Origin of the sequence: Pseudarthrobacter polychromogenes (genome assembly GCF_014644495.1) — a bacterium.
GTDB classification, from domain to species: Bacteria; Actinomycetota; Actinomycetes; order Actinomycetales; family Micrococcaceae; genus Arthrobacter; species Arthrobacter polychromogenes.
This window is the reverse complement of the sequence record NZ_BMKU01000011.1, coordinates 70,144-89,812: the sequence shown is the minus strand read 5'-3', so window position 1 is coordinate 89,812 and position 19,669 is coordinate 70,144. Positions and strand designations below refer to the sequence as shown.

At 66.8% G+C, this 19,669-nt stretch carries 18 protein-coding genes; 8 read left to right on the top strand and 10 right to left on the bottom strand.

The window, feature by feature from the left end:
• Nucleotides 1-46: 46 nt before the first annotated feature.
• Entirely contained in the window at nucleotides 47-394 is a 348-nt protein-coding gene (locus IEX43_RS16080) for an L-rhamnose mutarotase (RefSeq protein WP_188812589.1), read from the bottom strand.
• A gap of 152 nt (nucleotides 395-546) precedes the next feature.
• Here IEX43_RS16080 and IEX43_RS16075 point away from each other — a divergent pair, with 152 nt between their 5' ends.
• The gene (locus IEX43_RS16075; protein WP_188812587.1) at nucleotides 547-1,560 is read left to right on the top strand and encodes a LacI family DNA-binding transcriptional regulator; all 1,014 of its coding nucleotides are present in this window, start codon (nucleotides 547-549) and stop codon (nucleotides 1,558-1,560) included.
• Here the strand turns inward: IEX43_RS16075 and IEX43_RS16070 are convergent.
• Complete coding sequence (locus tag IEX43_RS16070) at nucleotides 1,557-1,931, bottom strand: DUF7793 family protein (RefSeq protein WP_188812586.1); 375 nt, start codon at nucleotides 1,929-1,931, stop codon at nucleotides 1,557-1,559. The two genes, IEX43_RS16075 and IEX43_RS16070, sit on opposite strands and share 4 nt — an antisense overlap.
• Before the next feature lie 176 nt (nucleotides 1,932-2,107).
• Here IEX43_RS16070 and IEX43_RS16065 point away from each other — a divergent pair, with 176 nt between their 5' ends.
• The 5 genes from IEX43_RS16065 (at nucleotide 2,108) to IEX43_RS16045 (ending at nucleotide 6,353) form a co-directional block, all read left to right on the top strand.
• Complete coding sequence (locus IEX43_RS16065) at nucleotides 2,108-2,317, top strand: hypothetical protein (protein ID WP_188812584.1); 210 nt, start codon at nucleotides 2,108-2,110, stop codon at nucleotides 2,315-2,317.
• Between the two features lie 3 nt (nucleotides 2,318-2,320).
• Nucleotides 2,321-3,157, top strand: a complete 837-nt coding sequence (locus IEX43_RS16060) for a phosphotransferase (protein ID WP_188812581.1) — start codon at nucleotides 2,321-2,323, stop codon at nucleotides 3,155-3,157.
• A gap of 22 nt (nucleotides 3,158-3,179) precedes the next feature.
• Nucleotides 3,180-4,244, top strand: coding sequence for a spore photoproduct lyase family protein (locus IEX43_RS16055; protein WP_188812579.1), 1,065 nt, complete (start codon nucleotides 3,180-3,182; stop codon nucleotides 4,242-4,244).
• A gap of 53 nt (nucleotides 4,245-4,297) precedes the next feature.
• Nucleotides 4,298-5,164: a hypothetical protein gene (locus tag IEX43_RS16050; RefSeq protein WP_188812577.1), complete on the top strand. Its 867-nt coding sequence runs from the start codon at nucleotides 4,298-4,300 to the stop codon at nucleotides 5,162-5,164.
• Between the two features lie 163 nt (nucleotides 5,165-5,327).
• Nucleotides 5,328-6,353: a DUF808 domain-containing protein gene (locus tag IEX43_RS16045; protein ID WP_188812575.1), complete on the top strand. Its 1,026-nt coding sequence runs from the start codon at nucleotides 5,328-5,330 to the stop codon at nucleotides 6,351-6,353.
• A 4-nt stretch (nucleotides 6,354-6,357) separates the two neighbouring features.
• Here the strand turns inward: IEX43_RS16045 and IEX43_RS16040 are convergent, their stop codons facing one another.
• From IEX43_RS16040 to IEX43_RS16015, 6 genes are all read right to left on the bottom strand, one after another.
• Nucleotides 6,358-7,041: a DUF1961 family protein gene (locus IEX43_RS16040; protein ID WP_188812573.1), complete on the bottom strand. Its 684-nt coding sequence runs from the start codon at nucleotides 7,039-7,041 to the stop codon at nucleotides 6,358-6,360.
• Entirely contained in the window at nucleotides 7,042-7,746 is a 705-nt protein-coding gene (locus tag IEX43_RS16035) for a rhamnogalacturonan acetylesterase (RefSeq protein ID WP_188812572.1), read from the bottom strand.
• Between the two features lie 26 nt (nucleotides 7,747-7,772).
• Entirely contained in the window at nucleotides 7,773-8,645 is an 873-nt protein-coding gene (locus IEX43_RS16030; protein ID WP_188812571.1) for a carbohydrate ABC transporter permease, read from the bottom strand.
• Nucleotides 8,645-9,655 carry an ABC transporter permease gene (locus tag IEX43_RS16025; protein ID WP_229666499.1) on the bottom strand — a complete coding sequence of 337 codons (1,011 nt, stop codon included), beginning with the start codon at nucleotides 9,653-9,655 and terminating at the stop codon, nucleotides 8,645-8,647. Before IEX43_RS16025 ends, IEX43_RS16030 begins: the two co-directional genes overlap by 1 nt.
• An 89-nt stretch (nucleotides 9,656-9,744) precedes the next feature.
• On the bottom strand, nucleotides 9,745-11,274 hold the full coding sequence (locus IEX43_RS16020) for an extracellular solute-binding protein (RefSeq protein WP_188812570.1): 1,530 nt from the start codon (nucleotides 11,272-11,274) through the stop codon (nucleotides 9,745-9,747).
• A gap of 143 nt (nucleotides 11,275-11,417) precedes the next feature.
• Nucleotides 11,418-12,101, bottom strand: coding sequence for a YesL family protein (locus IEX43_RS16015; protein WP_188812569.1), 684 nt, complete (start codon nucleotides 12,099-12,101; stop codon nucleotides 11,418-11,420).
• Nucleotides 12,102-12,342: 241 nt separating this feature from the next.
• Here IEX43_RS16015 and IEX43_RS16010 point away from each other — a divergent pair, with 241 nt between their 5' ends.
• A complete protein-coding gene (locus IEX43_RS16010; RefSeq protein ID WP_188812568.1) occupies nucleotides 12,343-13,593 on the top strand; it encodes a Gfo/Idh/MocA family protein in 1,251 nt (416 codons plus the stop codon).
• On the top strand, nucleotides 13,566-16,958 hold the full coding sequence (locus tag IEX43_RS16005) for a family 78 glycoside hydrolase catalytic domain (protein ID WP_229666498.1): 3,393 nt from the start codon (nucleotides 13,566-13,568) through the stop codon (nucleotides 16,956-16,958). The genes IEX43_RS16010 and IEX43_RS16005 overlap by 28 nt, the downstream gene beginning before the upstream one ends.
• Before the next feature lie 10 nt (nucleotides 16,959-16,968).
• On the opposite strand, the gene IEX43_RS16000 is transcribed toward IEX43_RS16005, so the two are convergent.
• The gene (locus IEX43_RS16000) at nucleotides 16,969-18,258 is read right to left on the bottom strand and encodes an ABC transporter substrate-binding protein (protein ID WP_188812567.1); all 1,290 of its coding nucleotides are present in this window, start codon (nucleotides 18,256-18,258) and stop codon (nucleotides 16,969-16,971) included.
• A gap of 137 nt (nucleotides 18,259-18,395) precedes the next feature.
• Nucleotides 18,396-19,664 (bottom strand): MFS transporter, encoded by a 1,269-nt coding sequence (locus IEX43_RS15995; protein WP_188812565.1) that lies wholly within the window; start codon nucleotides 19,662-19,664, stop codon nucleotides 18,396-18,398.
• Between the last annotated feature and the right edge of the window lie 5 nt (nucleotides 19,665-19,669).

Genomic DNA, 19,669 nt, shown 5'->3' with positions numbered 1-19,669 from the left:
ATGCTGTGGTCGGTGGTGTGGGCCCCGCTGCTGGAGCCGGTGTGCGTCAGTTCGCGGTGGACTCGGCCGCCGCCAGCTGGCTGTCAAGGTTGAAGACTTCTTCAAGGACCTGGAACCCTTCATCGGGAGCCTGCCCGGAGTCTTCAAAAAGCGTGGCCATTTCCGCCTGCCAGCGGGCGTTGACGTCCGTCAGTGCCATGCGTGCCCGGACGGCGTCGAAGTCGTCGCATTCCAGGTAACCCACAAGGAGCCCGTCCCCGGAGAGGAACAAGGAGTAGTTGTTCCAGCCGGCGTCCTTGAGGGCGCGAAGCATGTCCGGCCACACGGCGGCATGCCGCCGGCGGTATTCGTCGATCATGGCCGGCTGGACCGAGGAGCGGAAACACACCCTCATGTTTGGTTCTCCTGAAATCGCGGATCTTTGAATCGTTTCATTGTTACGATTCAAAGTACTCTTGAATCTGAGCAGGTGTCAAGCATTCCCGCCCGCGGTCCACACCCCGGGCTCAATGCGTGCCACAAAGAGCAGCAGCAGCACGGAGAATCATGAATCGTTCAGCCAGTATCAAGGACGTCGCCAACCATGCCAGCGTGGCGGTGGGCACGGTGTCCAACGTGCTGAATTACCCGGACAGGGTTTCGCAGCGGACCAAGGACCGCGTGCTGAAGGCCATTGACGAGCTTGGCTTTGTCCGCAACGACGCCGCCCGCCAGCTGCGCGCGGGCCACAGCCGCACCATCGGGCTCATCGTCCTGGATGTGGGCAACCCGTTCTTCACCGCCGTCGTGCGTGCGGCCGAGGACGCCGCCGCACTCCACGGCAGTGCTGTCCTGCTGGGAGACAGCGGCCACGACGCCGCCCGCGAGGCCAATTACATCGACCTTTTCCAGGAACAGCGGGTCCAGGGCCTGCTGATCTCACCCGTGGGCGATGTGACCGAGCGGCTGGACCTCCTCCGCGAGCGCGGCGTGCCCACCGTCCTGGTGGACCGGCTGGCGGACGAGGCAAAGTTCAGTTCCGTGGCTGTGGACGACGACGCCGGCGGGTACCTGGCAGCGCGGCACCTGCTGGACACCGGCCGCCGTCGGCTCGCCTTTGTGGGCGGCCCCACCTCCATCCGGCAGGTTGCCGACCGCCTCCAGGGCGCCCGGCGTGCAGTCAAGGAGGAAGCGGACGCCACGCTGGAGGTGCTGGAGTCCGAGGGGCAGACGGTCCTGGCCGGACGCAGCGTGGGCAACTCGCTGGTGGAGCGGGGCCGTGAAGGACTGCCGGACGGCATCTTCTGCGCCAACGACCTCCTGGCTTTGGGCGTGATGCAGTCCCTGACCATGACCCACACGTTCCGCATCCCGGAGGACGTCGCGCTGATCGGCTACGACGACATCGACTTCGCCGTCTCCGCCGTGGTTCCGCTGTCCTCCATCCGGCAGCCCACGGAGGCATTGGGACGTACCGCCATCCAGCTGCTCGCCGAAGAGGTCGGATCCCGGAACCCGACGCACCGTTCGGTGGTCTTCACGCCGGAACTGGTGGTACGGCAGAGCACGAAAGCCAATTAGTTTTCGGCCTGCAGCCACTTCATCGACTCGGTCCGGGAGGTAAAGAAGCGGGTGGGACATGGCGGGATATGCACGCCAAGGAAGAAATTGGCGATGATCCGGTCCACAGGACTGGCACCCAGCAGCGCAATGCGGTCGGCGGCGCAGGGGATGGAAAACACGGAGCGGGCCGCCCGGGTGACGTCCTCGGTGGTCGCCATGTCCACCAGCATGGGATACGTCTGGTCCCCCGCTATCTCGTTGACGGCCGCCATGGCAGCCTGCGCGTCCTCGATCTCTATCCGGACCTTGGGTTCCCAGATCAGGTGGATGACGCCGTCGGAACGCAACTCCACCGTCCCCTTTCCGCCGTCGACAGTTAAAGGCTCCAAACCTGCTTCCCCTCCCCTGAACAAACCCGATGACCCGAGCAGACCCGCATGACCCTCCTATCATGCCGTAGCTTTTCCGCCCCACCCTCCCGCAGCCCCTCCGCAAGGCCTGGTCCCTGCGCCAACAGCTGGCACCGGCCCTTGTGGGCGGACGGCAGCAGAAGCAAGGATTGGCTATGGATGACCTGCGGCGCACCGCCAGAGACCTGTTGCAGCGGCAGGACCGCGGCCTGGTTGACCTCTGGATCCTGTACTGGAACCATGGCGGGCGCTGCCACCCCTTCGACTTTGATGCCTTCGTCCACGACGTGCTGCCGGTTGAGTGGTTCGACCTGGGCGCCCTGGCGGTTGCTGTTGAGGAACTGGCGCTGGAAAGCATAGCCTGATGGATGCCCGCTTCAGTTACAGATGAGCAGAACCGGCTTCTGAGGTCCTGGCTTGGCCCGTTCAGGGTGGTCAAGGACTACTCCTGGCCCCTGCAGGACACCTCCGTGCTCCACGTGTCCACGCCCGGCGGCGGGAGCTTCATCGTCAAGGCCAGCACCACCAGCCACCATATCGGGCGGGAGATCGCCGCCCTCGCCCCGGGCTTGCCCGGCCTTCACGGCACAACCCCCGTGCTCAGGCAGGCTTCGGCAGAGGCGGGAATCCTTGTGACGGAATTCCTGACCGGAACGCCGGTGGGTGGATCCGCTGCCGAGTACCGCCCCGAAACGTACCGCCAGGCCGGAGCGCTCCTGGCACGGCTGCACCGCCCGGCCGGGACCTCGGCCGATTATACGAAGAAGATCGCCTACCAGACACAGCTGCTCATCAGCTCGGCTGAAGGACTCCTGGCCGCCGGCCTGCGCGCCCGGGCCGCTGGGGAACTGGCCGGCATCACACCGGCCCCCGTGGAGCTGGTGACCACCCACGGTGACTACCAGCCCAGGAACTGGCTGGTGGACGGGGGCAAAATCAAAGTCATCGACTTCGGGCGGGCCGACGCCCGACCCTGGGTCCATGACCTGGTCCGCCTCACCCACCAGCAGTTCCTGGGGCGCCCCGCCCTGGCGGAGGCCTTCTACAGCGGGTTGGGGAAGCACCCCAACAGCGCCGCAGCCGACGTGTGGCAGCTGGAAAACCTGAACCACGCCCTGGGGACCGTGGTCTGGGCCCACAAAATAGGTGACGCCGCCTTTGAGCAGTCCGGAGTGGAGCGGCTGGAGCGGATACTGGCGGGCTAGGACCTCCTGCGAGGATGGAGCCATGGAATTCAACCGGCTGCTGCAGATCCGGCGCATCTATGCCCAACCTGCCGCCCTGGAACTGCCCCGGGGCAAGGACATCGTCGGACGCTGGCCGGACGCCGACGTCGTGCTTGTTGACAGCCACTGGAACATCCCGGAGCTGCACGGGGAGGAAACGAACGTGCCGCGCTGGTCCCGGATCAAAACCGAGGCGCTGGTCCTGGGCGTCAAAACGGCGCTGTCCGTCAAGCCCAACGGCCGGTCAGCTGACTTCATTGCCCCTTCAACAGCTAACGGCTGCGCCATGGCATGCGCCTACTGCTACGTGCCGCGGCACAAGGGGTACAGCAATCCGGTGACCGTGTTCGCGAACATCGACCAGATTTCCAGGGCCCTTGAACGGCACGTCACCCGCCAGGGCATCAAGCTGGAGCCCAACCAGTGCGACCCCGAGCTCTGGGTGTACGACATCGGCGAGAACAGCGACTGCTCGGTCGATGCCCTGATCAGCGACAACGTGGAGGACCTCGTCACGCTCTTCCGCGACCTGCCCACCGCCAAGCTGTCCTTTGCCACCAAGTTCGTCAACCCGGCGATGCTCGGCTGGGACCACGGCGGACACACCCGGATCCGGTTCTCCCTCATGCCCGCGGCCCTGGCGAAGTCCATCGACGTCAGGACCTCCCCCGTGGCCGACCGGATGGCCGCCATCAATGACTTCGTTGATGCCGGCTACGAGGTCCATGTGAACTTCTCCCCCGTCATCATCACGGACACGTGGCTCAGCGATTGGGAGGAACTGCTGCGCCAGCTGGACCGCACCCTCAGCTCCGCCGCAAAAGCCCAGCTCGCGGCGGAAGTCATTTTCCTGACCCACAACGAGCGGCTGCACGAGGTCAACCTCGGCTGGCATCCGCAGGCCGAGGACGTGCTGTGGCGCCCGGACCTCCAGGAGTCCAAGATCTCCTCCAACGGCTTCACCAACGTCCGCTACCGCTCGGGGACCAAGGCACGCTACGTGAACCAGCTGACGGCGCTGATTGAAAAGATCGCGCCGTACTGCCGCGTCCGCTACGCGTTCTGAGGCTAAGCGGCCCACCGGACAGCGGGAGGGGCCCGCGCTAGACTGATCCCATCATGACCGGCGCCCGTCCCCGTCTCCTTGCCTGGCTCGTCGCCCTGGCGACCTGCCTCGGGGCCTGCGCGCCCGCCGTCGGCGTCAACGAAGCGCCCGCCGGGCAAACGGTCCCGGCCTCCCCCGCACAGCCGGCACCTGCCTCCCCTGCACAGCCCTCCGCAACGGGCATTGCCCTCGCCCCGCAGGGGACCACCGCTCCGGTTCCCACCGCCACGCCCACACCAGCACCTCCGCCGCCGGCCCCCGCACCACCCCCGGTCCCCCAGCCTTACGCGTTCAACCTCTACCAGGAGGGTGACTTCGTGCCGCAGTACACCTTTGACTGGTGCGTTGCGGCGAGCATCCAGATGGCGCACAACCTCGTTGACGACACCGGTGGCGGCACCTGGGCCGATTCCGCCCAGCAGGGTGAACTTTGGGAAATGGCACGGGCACGGTCCTCCAATTCCTTCAACGGCGCCAACCCCCTCGGCTGGGCGCAGGTGCTGACGGAAGTGGGCATAGGGCCGTACAAAGTGGTCAGCATCGCCGACTACGGGTCTGCCCTCCAGACGGCGGCACGCGCCATCGCTGACACGGGCCGGCCGGTGGGACTGGTCATGTGGAGCGGCCGCCATGCGTGGGTGATGAGCGGTTTCGAATCAATCGGCGACCCCGCCCAGTTCCCGGAGTTCTCGGTCACGGGCGTCCATGTCCAGGATCCGCTCTACCCGCACGGCAGCGGACAATGGGGCCCGTCGCCCGAGCCCAACAGCCTTCTTACCCCCGAGCAGCTGGCCACGCAGTTCGTGGTCCGCGAGCCGCGGCGCTGGAGCAGCGAACTGCCGGCGGGGTACCTGCTGGTGCTCCCGGTCGCCGGGGCCTGACTGTCCGCGGGCGGGGACGAAGCTCGGCGGAGCACCGGCCGCGCGCGGCGGAGCAGGGCGGGTACGGTGGCCCGCCACCGTATAATCGCAGCATGCCGATCACGCGCCTGCACTCAGGCAGCCACGCCCAGCCGTCCGAACGCGAACACCGCGGGAGCGGTCTGTGAGCGGCGGCCTCGTCGCCCTGCTGGACGACGTCGCAGCCCTGGCCCGCATCGCGGCAGCCTCGGTGGACGACGTCGCAGCCGGAGCGGCAAAGGCAGGAGCCAAGGCTGCCGGTGTTGTCATCGACGACGCCGCCGTCACCCCGCAGTACGTGTCCGGGGCGGACCCGTCCCGCGAACTGCCGATGATCAAGCGGATCTTCTGGGGCTCGCTCCGGAACAAGCTGCTGATCATCCTGCCGGCACTGCTGCTCATCAGCGCCTTCCTCCCGTGGGCCATCCCGTTCATCCTCATGCTGGGCGGCACGTACCTGTGCTTTGAAGGTGCCGAGAAGGTCTGGCACAAGCTCCGCCGGGACCACTCGGACGAAAAGGCGCCGGCAGTCGAGCGCGGGCCGGAGGCGGAAGCGAAGGTGGTCAAGGGCGCCATCACCACCGACTTCATCCTCTCCTGCGAGATCATGGTCATCTCGATGAACGAGGTTGCCGCGGAATCCATCTGGGCGCGGGCCGCCATCCTGGTGGTCGTGGCCCTCGCCATCACGGTGCTTGTGTACGGCGCCGTGGCACTGATCGTCAAGATGGACGACATTGGCCTGCACCTTGCCGCCAAGGAATCTGCGGGCTCGCAGCGCTTCGGTGAGATGCTCGTCAAGGGGATGCCCGGCGTGCTGGCCGCAATCACCCTGATCGGGACAGTCGCCATGCTGTGGGTTGGCGGACACATCATGCTCCAGGGGGCCTACGACCTCGGCTGGCACCTGCCGTATGACCTGGTCCACGCCCTCGAGGCCCCGGTTGCCGGAATCGCGGGGATTGGCGGCCTCCTGGCCTGGCTCGTGAACACCCTCTGCTCAGCCTTCCTGGGACTCGCCTGGGGCCTCGCAGTGATGGCTGTCCTGCACCCGCTGCTGAAGGCCCTGCCGTTCGGCAAGGAGAAGGGCCAGCACGAGGAAGGTGACGTTCGCGCCGAACTCGCCGGCTACCGGCCGACGAAGAAGCACACGTCGGATCCCGCTCCCTAGCGGACTAAAGCTCCTCCACCACCAGGTTCCGGTACGCCGCCCGGAGCGGGGCCATCTGCCGGAAGCCCAGGTATCCGCCGCCCAGCACGGCCGCGGCAGCGGCAGGGGAAGAATCGTGCCACTCAAAAAGCGGCAGCCCGTTGATGGCGAAAGCCACCCGCGGCCCGTCCTTCACCACCTCCATCCGGTAGAAGTCCACCGCGTCCCCGGCCGGCGGCAGCGGATCGGCACCCTGCGCCACCAGGTCAAACCCGGCGCTCTTCCGGAGGTTGCAGGTCCGAAAAGCCCGCTCCGACTCGTATTTGTGCCGGAAATAGGAGACGTGGAGGGCATCGATGTCCCCGGAATGGTACTGCGGGTAGTACCCCGTCCGCGGCGTTAGCGCACTGGAAAACAGGTCATGCCCGCCGTGCCCCCGGGCGGCGAAGAACAGCATGGCCAGGCCCGGTTCCTCCAGCGGCAGGAATTCCCAGCTGATCCGGATGCCGTCCGGGAACTCCACCGGGCACCAGAACGTCCAGTGCGCATGGTCCCCGAATTCTGCGTCGTCCAGCGAACCTGACACTTCCAGGGCGCCCTGGTGGGTCCCCAGGCTCAGCGGCCCTTCCGCCACCCAGTCCGCCACGTCCGCCGGGGACGTGAGGGCGTTGCTGTACAGCACCTTCGCCTCGGGGCCGGGCGTGCCCACCTAGCCGCGTCCCGCCGCAGTACGCACCAGGCTGCCGGGCACCAGGCCCAGCTCACGGAGCCGGGCGGCAACGTGCCCCGCCACCACTGCTGCTCCCTGCTGGGAGAAGTGGGTGTTGTCCGCCAGGCCGTCCGGCCAGTAGGCATGCGACCCCGGCTCGAAGTGGCAGAAGAGCGGCGCCGATTCCTCCCGCCCCAGCTGCAGGTACAGCCGGCGGGTCCACGCGTTCAGGTCAAGCACCGGAAGTCCCAGCTCCAGGGCGATCTCCCGCACCACCTCCGGATAGTCCTCCAGGCTCTGTTCCAGCCTTTGTTCCGCAGCAGCAGCGCCCGACGACGGCCGGTCCAGGAAGTGCCTGCGCTCCACCGGGGTGCACAGTACGGGGAGCGCCCCCAGGTTCTGCACCTCCCCCGCCATGGTGCGCAGGTTGGCGGCGTAGCCGGTCCGGGCCGCGAGGTGCTGCTTTTTCTGGTCGTTGTGGCCGAACTGGATCAGGACCAGGTCCCCCTCCCCGGCCTCCGCCAGCAGGCGGTCCCACAGCCCTTCCTCGCGGAAGGACTCCGTGCTGGCCCCGCCCTTGGCGAAGTTGTGCACCGCCGCCCAGGTATAGGAATGCGGGGCAAGCTGCGCTCCCCAGCCGCTCATGGGGTACTCGTGCGTGGGGCAGTTTGCCACCGTGGAATCTCCGGCGAGCAGGATTTTCATGCTGTGCTTTCTCTCGTGGTGCAGGCTCAGCCCTTGACGGAGCCGATGAGCATGCCTTTGGCGAAGTGCTTCTGCAGGAACGGGTAGAAGATGAGGATGGGCAGGGTGGCCACCACAATGACCGCGAACTTGATGCCCTGTTCGGGCGGGATGTAGTTCGGATCCACGTTGCCCGTGCCGAGCAGGTCCGACGACGCCGTGACCTGGCGGAGGTACATCTGCAGGGTCCACTTGGAGTTGTCGGAGAGGTAGAGCAGGGGCGACATGAAGTCGTTCCAGATGCCCACGGCGTAGAACAGGGCGAAGGTGGCCAGGACGGGTTTGGACAGGGGCAGCAGGATCCGCCACAGGATACCGATTTCGGTGGCGCCGTCCATCTTGGCCGATTCCTCAAGCTCCTGCGGGAGTTCCTGGAAGAAGTTCTTGATGATGATCAGGCTGAACGGGTTGATGGCCGCCGGCAGGATCAGCGCCCAGTAGGAGTTGAGCAGGCCCAGGTCCTTGACCAGCAGGAAGGTGGGGATCATGCCGCCGGAGAACACCATGGCAAAGACCACCAGGGACAGGATGACCTGCCGTCCGCGGAGGGTCTTCTTGGCCAGCGGGTAGGCCATGGTCACGGTGAACGCGAGCTGGACCAGGGTGCCGACGGCGGTGACCAGGATGGTGGTCACCAGCGCCCGGGTGAATGCTGGGGTGGAGAAGATGTACTCGTAGGAGCCCAGCGTGAACTGTTCGGGCCAGACGAAGAACGCCCGCCGCGTGATTTCGGCCTCGTTGGCGAAGGACCCTGCGCTCACGTAGATGAACGGCAGCAGGGTGATGATGCCGATCAGGGCCAGGAAGATGTAGTTCGCGGCGTCGAAAATCCGCCCGCCGGTGGTGTTGTGAATCTTCATTAGAACAGTCCGCTCTGGTTGAAGCGCTTGGCCAGGGCGTTGGTGCCGAAGATCAGCACGATGCCCACCAAGGATTTGAAGAGCCCGACGGCGGTGGAGTAGCTGTAGGCGCCCTGGGTGATGCCCACAAAGTACACGTAGGTGTCGAACACGTCGGCCACGGACCGGTTCAGGGCATTGGTCATCAGGTAAATCTGTTCGAACCCGGTGTTGAGCATCTGCCCGATGGCCAGGATCAGCATCACGATGATGGTAGAGCGGATGCCCGGCAGGGTGATGTGCCAGACCCTGCGGAACCGGCCGGCGCCGTCGATGATGGCGGCCTCGTACTGGTCCTGGTCCACGGTGGCCAGCGCGGCAAGGAAGATGATGGTGCCCCAGCCGGTGTTCTTCCAGATCTCCTGCAGCACGATCAGCGGCCGGAACCAGTTCGGATCGGACAGGAAATCGATGTTCGTGCCCATCACGTTGTTCAGGAACAGGAACAGCGGGCCGAAGTCCAGGGCGAACAGCAGGAAGCTCAGCGACGCCACGATGGTCCAGGACAGGAAGTGCGGAATATAGACGAGCGTCTGGACGGTGCGCTTGAGGATGGAGAGGCGGACCTCGTTCAGCAGCAGTGCCAGGACGATGGTCAGCGGAAAAGCGATGCCCAGGTTCAGGAACGCCAGGATCAGCGTGTTTCCGAGCAGCCGCGGGAAGTCCGGGTTGGAGAAGAAGTCCTGGAAGTGCTGGGTCCCCACCCAGGGGCTGCCGTTCACGCCCAGGAACGGGACATAGTCCTTGAACGCGATGGACACCCCGTACATCGGGGCATAGCGGAACACCGCGAAGTACACCACCCCCGGCACCAGCAGCAGGTAGAGCCACTTGTAGTGCGCAAAATGGACGGAGAATTTACCGCGGGGGACTTTTGGTGGCTTGCGCGGCTTGGAGCTCTTGCCCGCATCCGTCCCGGGGCCCTGGCCATGGCCGATGTTCGAGGCCAGCGCGTCTGTCAGCTGTGACATTCAGGGCCTCCTTTCTGGAAGTGGTGGTGGGTCCTGGACCGGCGGGCTCCATAGCGAAGGTGCAGAGCCCGCCGGTGCGGGCGGGACTGTTACTTGTTGTCCTGCCAGAGCTGGTTGATCTCTTCCGTGACCTTGTCGCCGCCGCTGGTGTTCCACAGCTTGATGGCGTCCTTCAGCCCCTGCTCGTCAATCTGGCCGGCAAGGTACTTGATCCTGGCGTCAGCCACGATGTTGTCCAGCTGGGCACCCTTGGAGACGTAGGTCGCGGACACGTACGGGGCGGCCGGGTTGTAGACGGCGCTCTTCAGGTCCTCTGCCATCACTTCCGTGCGCTTGTCGAAGACCTGCTGCTCGTATTCCGTGGGCTGCTTGACCGGGTAGAAAGTGTTGCCGCCAACGTTCATTCCAAGTTGGGCGTAGCTCTTGATGTCCGTAGTGACGGCCTTTGACTCCTCAGTCTCGGGCTTGATGCTGGCGGCCTTGCCGTCCTCCACGGTGAAGTTCACGCCCTCGATCCCGTTGTTGAGCAGGATGGCCACGTCCTTGCCGTTCATCGTGTTCAGGACTTCCAGCACCTTGGCCAGCTCGGCTTCGGTGCGGACGCTCGATTTGGGCACTGCCAGGAAGCCGGAGTAGCCGTCGGTGGGGTGGGCGTGCAGTTCGCCGTCGGGGCCTTCGAGGTTGCCCACGAAGCCCACCTTGTTCTCGTAGTTGTTGGGATCTGCCTGCTTGAACAGGTTGACCAGGACGCTGACGCGGGAGTCGACGTCCACGATGATGCCGCCCTTGCCGTTGAAGAACGGCTCATTCCACTTGGTGCCGTCAAAGGTGGCGAAGTCCGGGTTGATGAGCTTTTCGTCCACCATCTTCTTGACGAACCGGTTGGCCTCGAGGAACTCTTCTGTTTCGAAGCTGGGGATCAGTTTCCCGTCCTTCTCGGTCCAGCGGTTTCCGGCGCCGTACCATTCCTCGATGAGGTCGTAGGGGCTGTTGCTGCCCAGCGCGCCCCACTTGGGGATGGTGATGCCCCAGGTGTCGTCCTGGCCGTTGCCGTCGGGGTCCTGCTCGGTGAAGGCCTTGGCCACCGTGTACAGGTCCTCGGTGGTCTTGGGCGCCTCGAGGCCCAGCTTGTCCAGCCAGTCCTGGCGGAACATCACGGCGGCGCGCATCGGGGCGCGGCCGCGGAACACGCCGTACACCTTGCCGTTGATGCTGGCGTTCTGCTGGATGTCCGGGAAGGTGGTCTTCAGGTTCGGGTAGTCATCAAGTTTGTCCGTCAGGTCCCAGAACGCTCCGGCTTCCGCGTTCTTGACGAAGCCCGGGGTCTTGCCCTGGATCACCATGATGTGCGGGATCTCGGAGGAGGCAAGCGTGATGTTGGTCTTGTCCTCGTAGGACGCGTTGGGGGTCCACGTGATGTTGATGTCCTTGCCGGTGAGCTCTTCCAGCTTCTTCTGGACGGCACCGTCCGCACTGGGCGGCTGGGCCTCGAGGAACGGCGCCATGATGGACACCGTGCTGAGGTCCGCTGCCGGGGCTTCGCCGCCGCTGCAGGCGGTGAGGGAGATGGCCGTGGCCGTTACCACCGCGGCCGCCAGGGAGAGTTTTCTGCGCATCATGGGTTTCCTTTTCCACTTCTTCGGGGTTTTGTTTGGTCAAAAATTGTTGATGGGGTCTCGTTGATACGTTTCAAGCAGAGGTAGCAAGCAGGGGAAGGCCGACTGCACTTCCCGGGCCCGGGTGCCGCGCAGCCTTCCGGGCGTTAGGCCACGGAGGCCGACGGGATGGAGCCCTTCCCTGCAGGTATGTCCGCTCCGGCCGCCGGATTCCCGGCCACGGATTCGTCATTGGCGGTGAAGAACCGGTCGCACAGCCAGCCGGTCACATACAGCCAGGCCCCGATGCTGAAGAACGGGATCAGGCCCGGGACGGTGGTGCTGGCATAGAACGCGGCAGCGGAAAGAAACAGCAGGATGACCGTTCCGGCGAGGTGCCGGAACGCGAAGCGGGAAGACGTCAGCAGGTACTGCCCCAGGGGAAGCTCGTACCTCGCATACAGGGGGAAGAGGTAACAGGTTGCGCCGGCCAGGAAGATGGCCGCCACAAAAATGCCCGCCGCCATCAGTTGCGAGAACAGGTCCCCCGACGCTGAAAAGTAGTTCCAGTTCATGGACAGCGCAACTGCCGCCGCCAAGACCGGCAGGGCGAGCACGTTGGCCCGGCCGAAGTTCCGGAAGTAATTCGCGCCGAAGCTGCGGAGCAGCGGCATTGCGTCACCCCGTGCGCGCTTCCGCACGGCGATCTGGGCGGCCGCAGTGGCAGGGCCTGCGCCGAGGACGCCCAGGCCAAGCAGCGTAAAGAGGATCCACAGCAGGTTCAGGCAGGCGATCCACAGGAGGGTGTCAAAGAACAAGTAGGCCCGGGCACTGAACGATCCAGACAGCATGGCGCAGCTCCCCTCATTTCTCCATCGTTGCAGAGGCGAAGGCGGAAGTGTTCCGCGTCACGCCGGTAATCGGTTTCTCGAAAATCTAGACGCACGCAGGCAGCAAGGTCAAGCGAAATTTTGAATCGTTACATAGCTGGACTCCGGCGACGCCCATGACGCACACTGAGGGGTGGAAAGCGCTTGCTGGAGTTCGCGTGCGCCCACACAACAGTGCCCTGTTGGGCGGAAATGGAGAATCATGGCAACGCCAACCGGCACCGACAGCCCGGACGCGCCCGCCCAGGCAGCGGCAGCAACGGCTGGCCGCGGCGCTGCCTCCGGAACCTCAGGCCCCAGGGCCGCCCGCGTGGCTTTGGTCGGCGTGCACGGCTTCGGCACCCACCACCTCCGCAACCTTGAACACCTTCAGGCGGCAGGCGCCGTCGAGCTCGTTGCCGTGGCTGATCCGCAGCCGCCGGCAGCCGCATCCGTTCCGGCCTCGGCCCGGGTCTTCCCGGGACTCGACGAACTGCTGTCCGCAACCACATCCCTGGACCTGGTCATCGTGGCAACCCCCATCCAGACCCACGCCCCGCTGGCGCTCGCTGCTTTGCGCACCGACGCGGACCTGTACCTGGAGAAGCCCCCGGTGGCGTCCCTGGCCGATTTCAACCGGCTCTGCGATGCCGCGGCGGCGTCCGGCAGGAGCATGCAGATCGGCTTCCAGAGCCTCGGCTCGCACGCCCTGCAGGAAATCGAAAACCTGGTGGCAGCCGGCACCCTCGGCACGCTCCAGGGCATCTCCGCCACGGGCCGCTGGGTCCGGGACCGGGCCTACTACAAGCGCTCCCGGTGGGCTGGAAAGCGCAGCATCAACGGCGTGGACGTGGTGGATGGCGTGGCCACCAATCCGCTGGCCCATGCAGTGGCAACAGCACTGAGGATTGCCGGGGCACGGACCACGGCCGACGTTGCATCGGTGGAGACCGAACTGTACCGCGCCAACGACATCGAGTCGGATGACACCTCGGTGATCCGCATCCGGACAGCCTCGGGCGTGCCCATCACCTGTGCCCTGACCATCTGCGCTTCCGAATCCGTGGAACCCTATGTCACGCTGCAGGGCTCCGCCGGGACTGCCGTGTTCCACTACACGGAGGACCGCCTCACCGTCACCACGGCGTCGGGCACCACCGAAGAGACGTACGGACGCGAGGACCTCACCGAGAACCTGCTGTCCCACCGCAATTCCGGATCCCCGCTGATCAGCCCCCTCCTGGACAGCGGTGCCTTCATGCTGGTCCTGGAAGCGGTCCGGACCGCTCCGCTGCCCGCGCTCATCGGCGATGCCCACGTCAGGTGGGAGGGCGACGGGGAAGCAGCGCACGCCGTCGTGATTGATATTGAGGCGGCCCTGGAACGTGCTGGCCGCGAGCACGCCACGTTCAGCGAGCTGGGCCTGCCGTGGGCAACATCGGCCCCATGCGCCTTCAGCGTGCCGGCTTCCTGATGCGCCCGCAGCCTGCAACGACCCCGGTACAGGCCACGGCGTGGGGCCAGCTGCACGCCGCCAACCTGCTGACGGAGGGCATCGCCGAGTGCCTGACCGCATCACCCCGGCCCACCTTCAGCTGGCAGCTGGCCCAGCCGGACGGCTCCGATCCGGCGCGGGCCCTGCAGACCGGCTACGAGGTCACGGTGGAGGACTCGCAGGGGCTCAAGTTCTGGAGCTCCGGTCCGGTCCCCTCCCCCGCGCAGCACGGGGTCCAATATGACGGGCCTGCGCTCGACGGCGACACGGACTACGCGTGGCGGGTGCGGGTCCGCGATGCCGCAGGAATTCCCGGGGAATGGTCTACTCCGAAGATGTTCAGCACCGGCCTCCCGGACGCTTCCTGGCAGGCCGACTGGATCCGGCGCGCCCCCGGCGGCCGCGCCCCCCTGGAAATCCTGAACAACGCCCTACGCGTGGCGGGCTCACCCCACCTGCCGGTTCCCTGCCCGCCTGCCCGCACCATCCGCATCGAAGCCCGCGTCCGCCCGGTCATGGGGTGGGCCGGACTCATCCTTCGCAGCAGCGGCCCCGGCACCGGCCTGCTGCTGGAACTCAACACGGCCGGCGAGGTGGTCCTCCGCCATGCCCCGGTGTGGGAAATTCCAGCCCCTGCCGTCCCCGAAACCGCGGAGCTGGCCAGGGCCCGGGCGGACCGGAACCTGGAGGTCCGCCAGGAGCGGCTGCCCGGCAAGGACCTGGTGCCCGGCTCCTGGCGGGACCTCGTGGTCACCGACGACGGCCACAGCATCACCGTTGCGCTGGATGGCGTGGACCTGCTGGAGGTGCAGGAGCCCGCCAATCACGGGTTCACAGGGAAGCTCGCCCTGCACCAGGGTCCCCGCAGCCAGGCCGAGTATGCATCGCTGCGCATCACCAGCGGCGGCCAGGACGGTGCCGGCGCCGCCCTGCTGGAGCACCGCTTCGACGCCAGCGGGGACCACGCCCGTGCCTGCCTGGCGCAGTGGGCCGCCACCACGGCGCACCGCCAGCCGGACGAATGGACCGTATTCCGCAGCACCCTGCAGCTCACCGGCACCGTGCGCCGGGCACGGCTCTTCATGGCGGCCCACCACCACGCGCAGATCTCCCTGGCCGGTGTCCCCTGCCTGGCAACAACCTCTTTCGGGTATCCGGGCGAAGGCTATTACGACGCCGCGGACGTCACCGGACTGCTCGCAGCCCAGCCTCCGGGCGCAGCCGTTCCCCTGACGGCAGTGCTGCACTGGTACGGCCCGGGCCAGGGACGTGCGGCCGGACTCCCCGGCCTGTTGGTGCGCATCAGCGTGCAGTACACGGACGGCCGCCGCGAAGCCTTCTGTTCCGGGCCGGAGTGGTCAGCCGGGGAGGCGCCGTACCGGCAGTCCGGCTACCGCAATGACGAGGGCGACCCCGTGGAACACCTGGACGGGCAGGCCGCACGGGCCCTGGCCGCCGCGCCGTCCTCCCCGTCCCCATCGTCCCCGGACCTGCCGCCAGCCATCAGCTGCGGCCGCCACCCTTCAGCGGAGTCCCCCGGGCTGCACCCGCGCCGGACCTTCCTGGCCGGCGGGTTTGTTGCTCCCGCGGCTTTCCTGACGGCCGACGACGGCACCATGGTGGCGGACTTCGGCCAGGTTCTTCCCGGGCGCCCGGAAGTGGACTTCCTGGACGGAGTTCCTGGCCGCACCGTGATGATGCGGGCCGGCTACGCCCTCCGGCCCGACGGACGGGTGGACGCGGGAAAGACCGCAAGCCAGAACACAGACATGTCCTTCCCGTATACGCAGGCGGCCGGGCCCCAGCAGTTCAGCGCCACGGTGCACCTGGGTTTCCGCTACCTTGAGCTTCCCGGCGTGGAGGCCGCCGAGGTGTCCCGCGTCGGGGCCGTGCTGGTCCACGGGCACCACCCGGCTGAGGGAAGTTTCGGCAGCTCGGATCCCATGCTGGACCGCGTTTTCACGCTGCTGCGCGACTCGGCCCTGTACGGCGTCCAGGAACAGTTCGTGGACACACCCACCCGGGAGAAGGGCCAGTTCCTGGCGGACGCGGTGAACATTTCGTATGCCACCATGGCCCTCTTCGGGGAGCATGCCTATACGGCGCAGGCGCTGCGGGAGTTCGCCTGGTCCGCCGCCCGCTACTGGTCCGAGGGGCAGGACCGCGGCCGCTACAACGCCGTGTACCCCAACGGCGACGGCAAGCGGGACATTCCTGATTTTTCCCTCATGGTCCCTGAGTGGGCCGAGGAGTACCACCTGCGCACCGGGGACCTTGGCCTGGTCCGGGAACTGCTGCCGCACCTGCGCAACACCGCAGACTACGCGTTGCGGTACGTTCCGGCGGAAGGGCCGACGGCGGGACTGGTCACCCGGCTGGGCGGCGGCTCCGGCCCCTACCTTCACGGCATCGTGGAATGGCCCAAACCCGGGCGGTTCGGTTACGACATGGAGTGCGCCGCGAAGACCACCGTCAACGCCCAGGCCTACTCGGCGCTGGTGTCCACGGCCCGGCTCTGCAGCCTTGCAGGCGAGCATGATGCCGCCGTCCGTTACGCCTCCTCCGCCCGCCAACTGGCTGACGCAATCCGCACCCGCCTGCGGGTGGACGGGGTGATGGTGGACGGCCTGCACGCCGATGGCACACCCAGCCCGCATGCCTCCCAGCATGCCGCGTCCTTCCCGCTCTCCCTGGGCATCACCGCTGCGGAGTTCGCCACCGCCGATGCGGTGCGGATCGCTTCGATGGGGATGAAGCAGGGGCCGCTGACGGTCCACCGGCTGGTCCGCGCGCTGCTCTCCCAGGGCATGACGGACGCCGTGCTGGATCTCCTGACGGACAGGGACCAGCCCGGCTGGGCCAACCTGCTGGAGCGCGGCGCCACCTTCACGTGGGAGGCCTGGGACCTGGTGGAGGGAACGGACTACAGCCAGTCCCACGCCTGGTCCGCGTCAGTGGTCAAGGAGATCCTGGACCACCTGCTCGGCGTCCGGTTCAGCTCCCCCGGAGGCGCGGAGCTGCTGATCGAGCCTCCGCTGTGCCGGCTGGACCACGCCCGCGGCGCGGTGCCCGTCAGCAATGGCTACGTGGAAGCGAGCTGGACCCGGGAAGGTGGACAGATACGGCTGGAATGCACGGTCCCTGCCGGGACAGCGGCAGTTGTCCGGCTGCCCGCGGGCAAGTACACGGTCACTTCCGGAGATAAAGGAACGACGGCGGAGGCCGCCGTCGGGCCTTCCTCTGCGGAAGGCGGGGCTGCTGCCGCCGCGAACGCCCCGGCCGCGCACGCGACGCGGGATTTCAGGGTGCACGCCGGGACGTGGAGCTTCACGCCCCGGGCGTAGCCACCACCGGTCAGAGAAGGGCGCTCTTTGCCTCCTCCATTGCCTTCTTTGCCGCGTCCTGCGGCGACAGGCGGCTGAAGTGGACCTCCAGCGAGTAGCGGCCCAGGACCTCCACCACTGCGGCGGACCCGGCGGGCGGCACCGGCACGGCCTCTCCGAGTTCGTCCGAGATTTCATCGATGAACTCTGCAGTCTTTGCGTCAGCAGGGCTCAGCTTGGCGGCTATGGCCTCCCGGATGTCCGAGTTGGCCGGGATGCCGCGGTCCGCAAGTCCGATCTCGCCGGCTACGGGGTTGTTGGTGACGAAGTCGATGAACTTTTGCGCTTCCACCGGGTGCTTTGTCCGGGAGCTGGCGGACCAGAACATGGACGATTTGTAGAACTGCCGGGCTTCGGATGCCTTGCCCTCCAGGCTCGGCGGGCGCCGGATCTCCAGGTCCTGCCCGGAGGCTTTGCTCAGGGCGCCCAGCTGGTTGGACCAGTACATGTTCATGGCAAACCTGTTGGTGGACAAGCCCTGCTGGTCGATGGACGCGCTGGCGTCCTCGGTGATCACCGACGCCGGAGGCACTGCCTTGGAGTCGCGCATCTTCGCCTGGTACCCGTACCACTCGGCCAGGGCTGCCTCATCAAATCCCAGCTCCCCGTCCGGGGTGAACAGCGACTTCCCGTGCTGCCGGAACCACAGGTTGGCCGCGGCATCGCTGTTCACCTGGCCCGTCCCGTACACGCCGTCCGGGCTGGCTGCCGTGATGGCCGCGGCGGTGTCATTGAGGTCCTCCCAGGTCCACGCCTCATCGTCCGGGAGGGTCACTCCGCTGGCCGAAACCAGCGAGGGGTTGGCCAGGACAACCATGGCGTTCACGCCACTGGTCACGGCATATTGCTTGCCGTCCACTTTCCCGGAGTCCGCCACGGGCTGGTCGAACTTTGACAGGTCAACATCCTTCAGCTCGAGCAGGGCGCCGCGCTCGGAATACTCACCCAGGTAAGCCGCGTCCATCTGGATGATGTCCGGGGCATCCTGCGAGGCCACCTGGGTGGCCAGCTTGTCCCAGTAACCGGACCAGTCGCCGTACTCCCCTTCGACGTTGATGTTGGGATTCTCGGCCTCGAAGGCTTCAATCAGCTTCTCCGTCATCTTGTGCCGCACGTCGGAGCCCCACCAGCTGAACCGCAGGGTCACCGGTCCTTCCGACGCGGCTTCCGGCGAGCTGCCGCACCCGGTGAGGACCAGGGAGAGGGCGGCCGCTGCGGCGGCAGCTTTGGGCAACAGGGATTTCTGGGCGCGAAACATCATTGTTTGTCCTTTGGCGCGGGTTGCTGGGACCTGAAAGAAACCGGTTTCCCACAGCCTAGGTGTGAGCTGGCGCACGCGTCAAGGCTTCGGAGGACCCCAGTGGCGGGAGCCAGATATGCCTCTGGGAAGGCCAACGGTCAGGCCTGCCTGGCACCCGCCCTGCGCCCTTGCCGCCACAGCAACAGCCCAATAACAAGGGCGGAAAGCATGCCCAGCCCGCCGGTGGCCACCAGTCCGGTACGCACTCCGAACTGCTCCGTGAGCCAGCCCGCCAGGAGGCCTCCCAGCGCGTGCCCGCCCAGCAGGAGGGGAAGGTAGAGGGCCATCACGCGGCCGCGGATCTCCGGCCCGGCCTCGAGCTGGACGGCGGTGGCCGCGCTGGTCAGGAACAGGAGGGTCATGAGCCCCACCACTACCAGCATCACCATGAACAGGGTAAGGGTGGGCATCAGGGCCGCCACCAGCTGGGACAGGCCGAATAGCCCTGCAGCGGCGACGATCCCTCTCCCGCCCAGGCTCCGCAGCCGGGCGGCCAGCAGCGCACCGGCTAGGGCCCCGACGGCGCTGACGGTGTTGAACAGGCCGAAGCCTTCAACGCCGTTGTGCCACACCCGTTCGGCAAAGGCGGCCAGCACCACAGGCCCGTTCATGCCGAACATTCCCAGGAGTCCGGCCAGGGCGATGACCAACAGCAGGGACGGCCGTTCCCGGACGTACCGGAACCCGGCCAGGAGCTGCCCGCGCCCCCGCGCCGCCCGGGTGCTGGGATGCAGCTCGGCGGGGCGGATGGCGGCGATGAGGCAGAGCACCAGCAGGCACAGCACGGAGTTCGCCGCGAACGCAGCAGCCGATCCTGCCTGGGCGATGACCACACCGCCCACGGCCGGACCCGCCATCGCTCCCAGCTGGCCGATGGCGTTGTTGAGGCCGATGGCCGGCCGGAGGTTGGCGTCGCCCACCACTTCGTTGACGAAGACCTGGACCGCCGGCTGGTTGATGGCCGACGTGACGCCCAGCGCCACACAGCTGGCGTATACGGCCCAAACGGTAATGGTTCCGCTCGCGGCCCACGCCGCGAGGCCAAGGGCCAGGATGGCGATCACCGACTGGCAGCACAGCATGATCCGGCGCTTGGGAAACATGTCCACCAGCAGGCCGCTCAGGGGTCCCACCACCAGCATCGGGAGGAACTGCAGGGCAACGGCCACCCCCACCGCGGCGGGGCTGCCGGTCAACTGCAGCACGAGCCAGTCCTGCGCGAGCCGCTGCATCCACACGCCCACGCTGCCGGTGAACACCAGTGCCAGGAAGAGGCGGTAGTTGCGCTGCGTCAGGGGCTGGTACCAGGCCGGCTGGTTCGTACGGGTGTGGAGGAACTGCTTGGAACGCTGGCGGTTGAAAGGCACGTGCT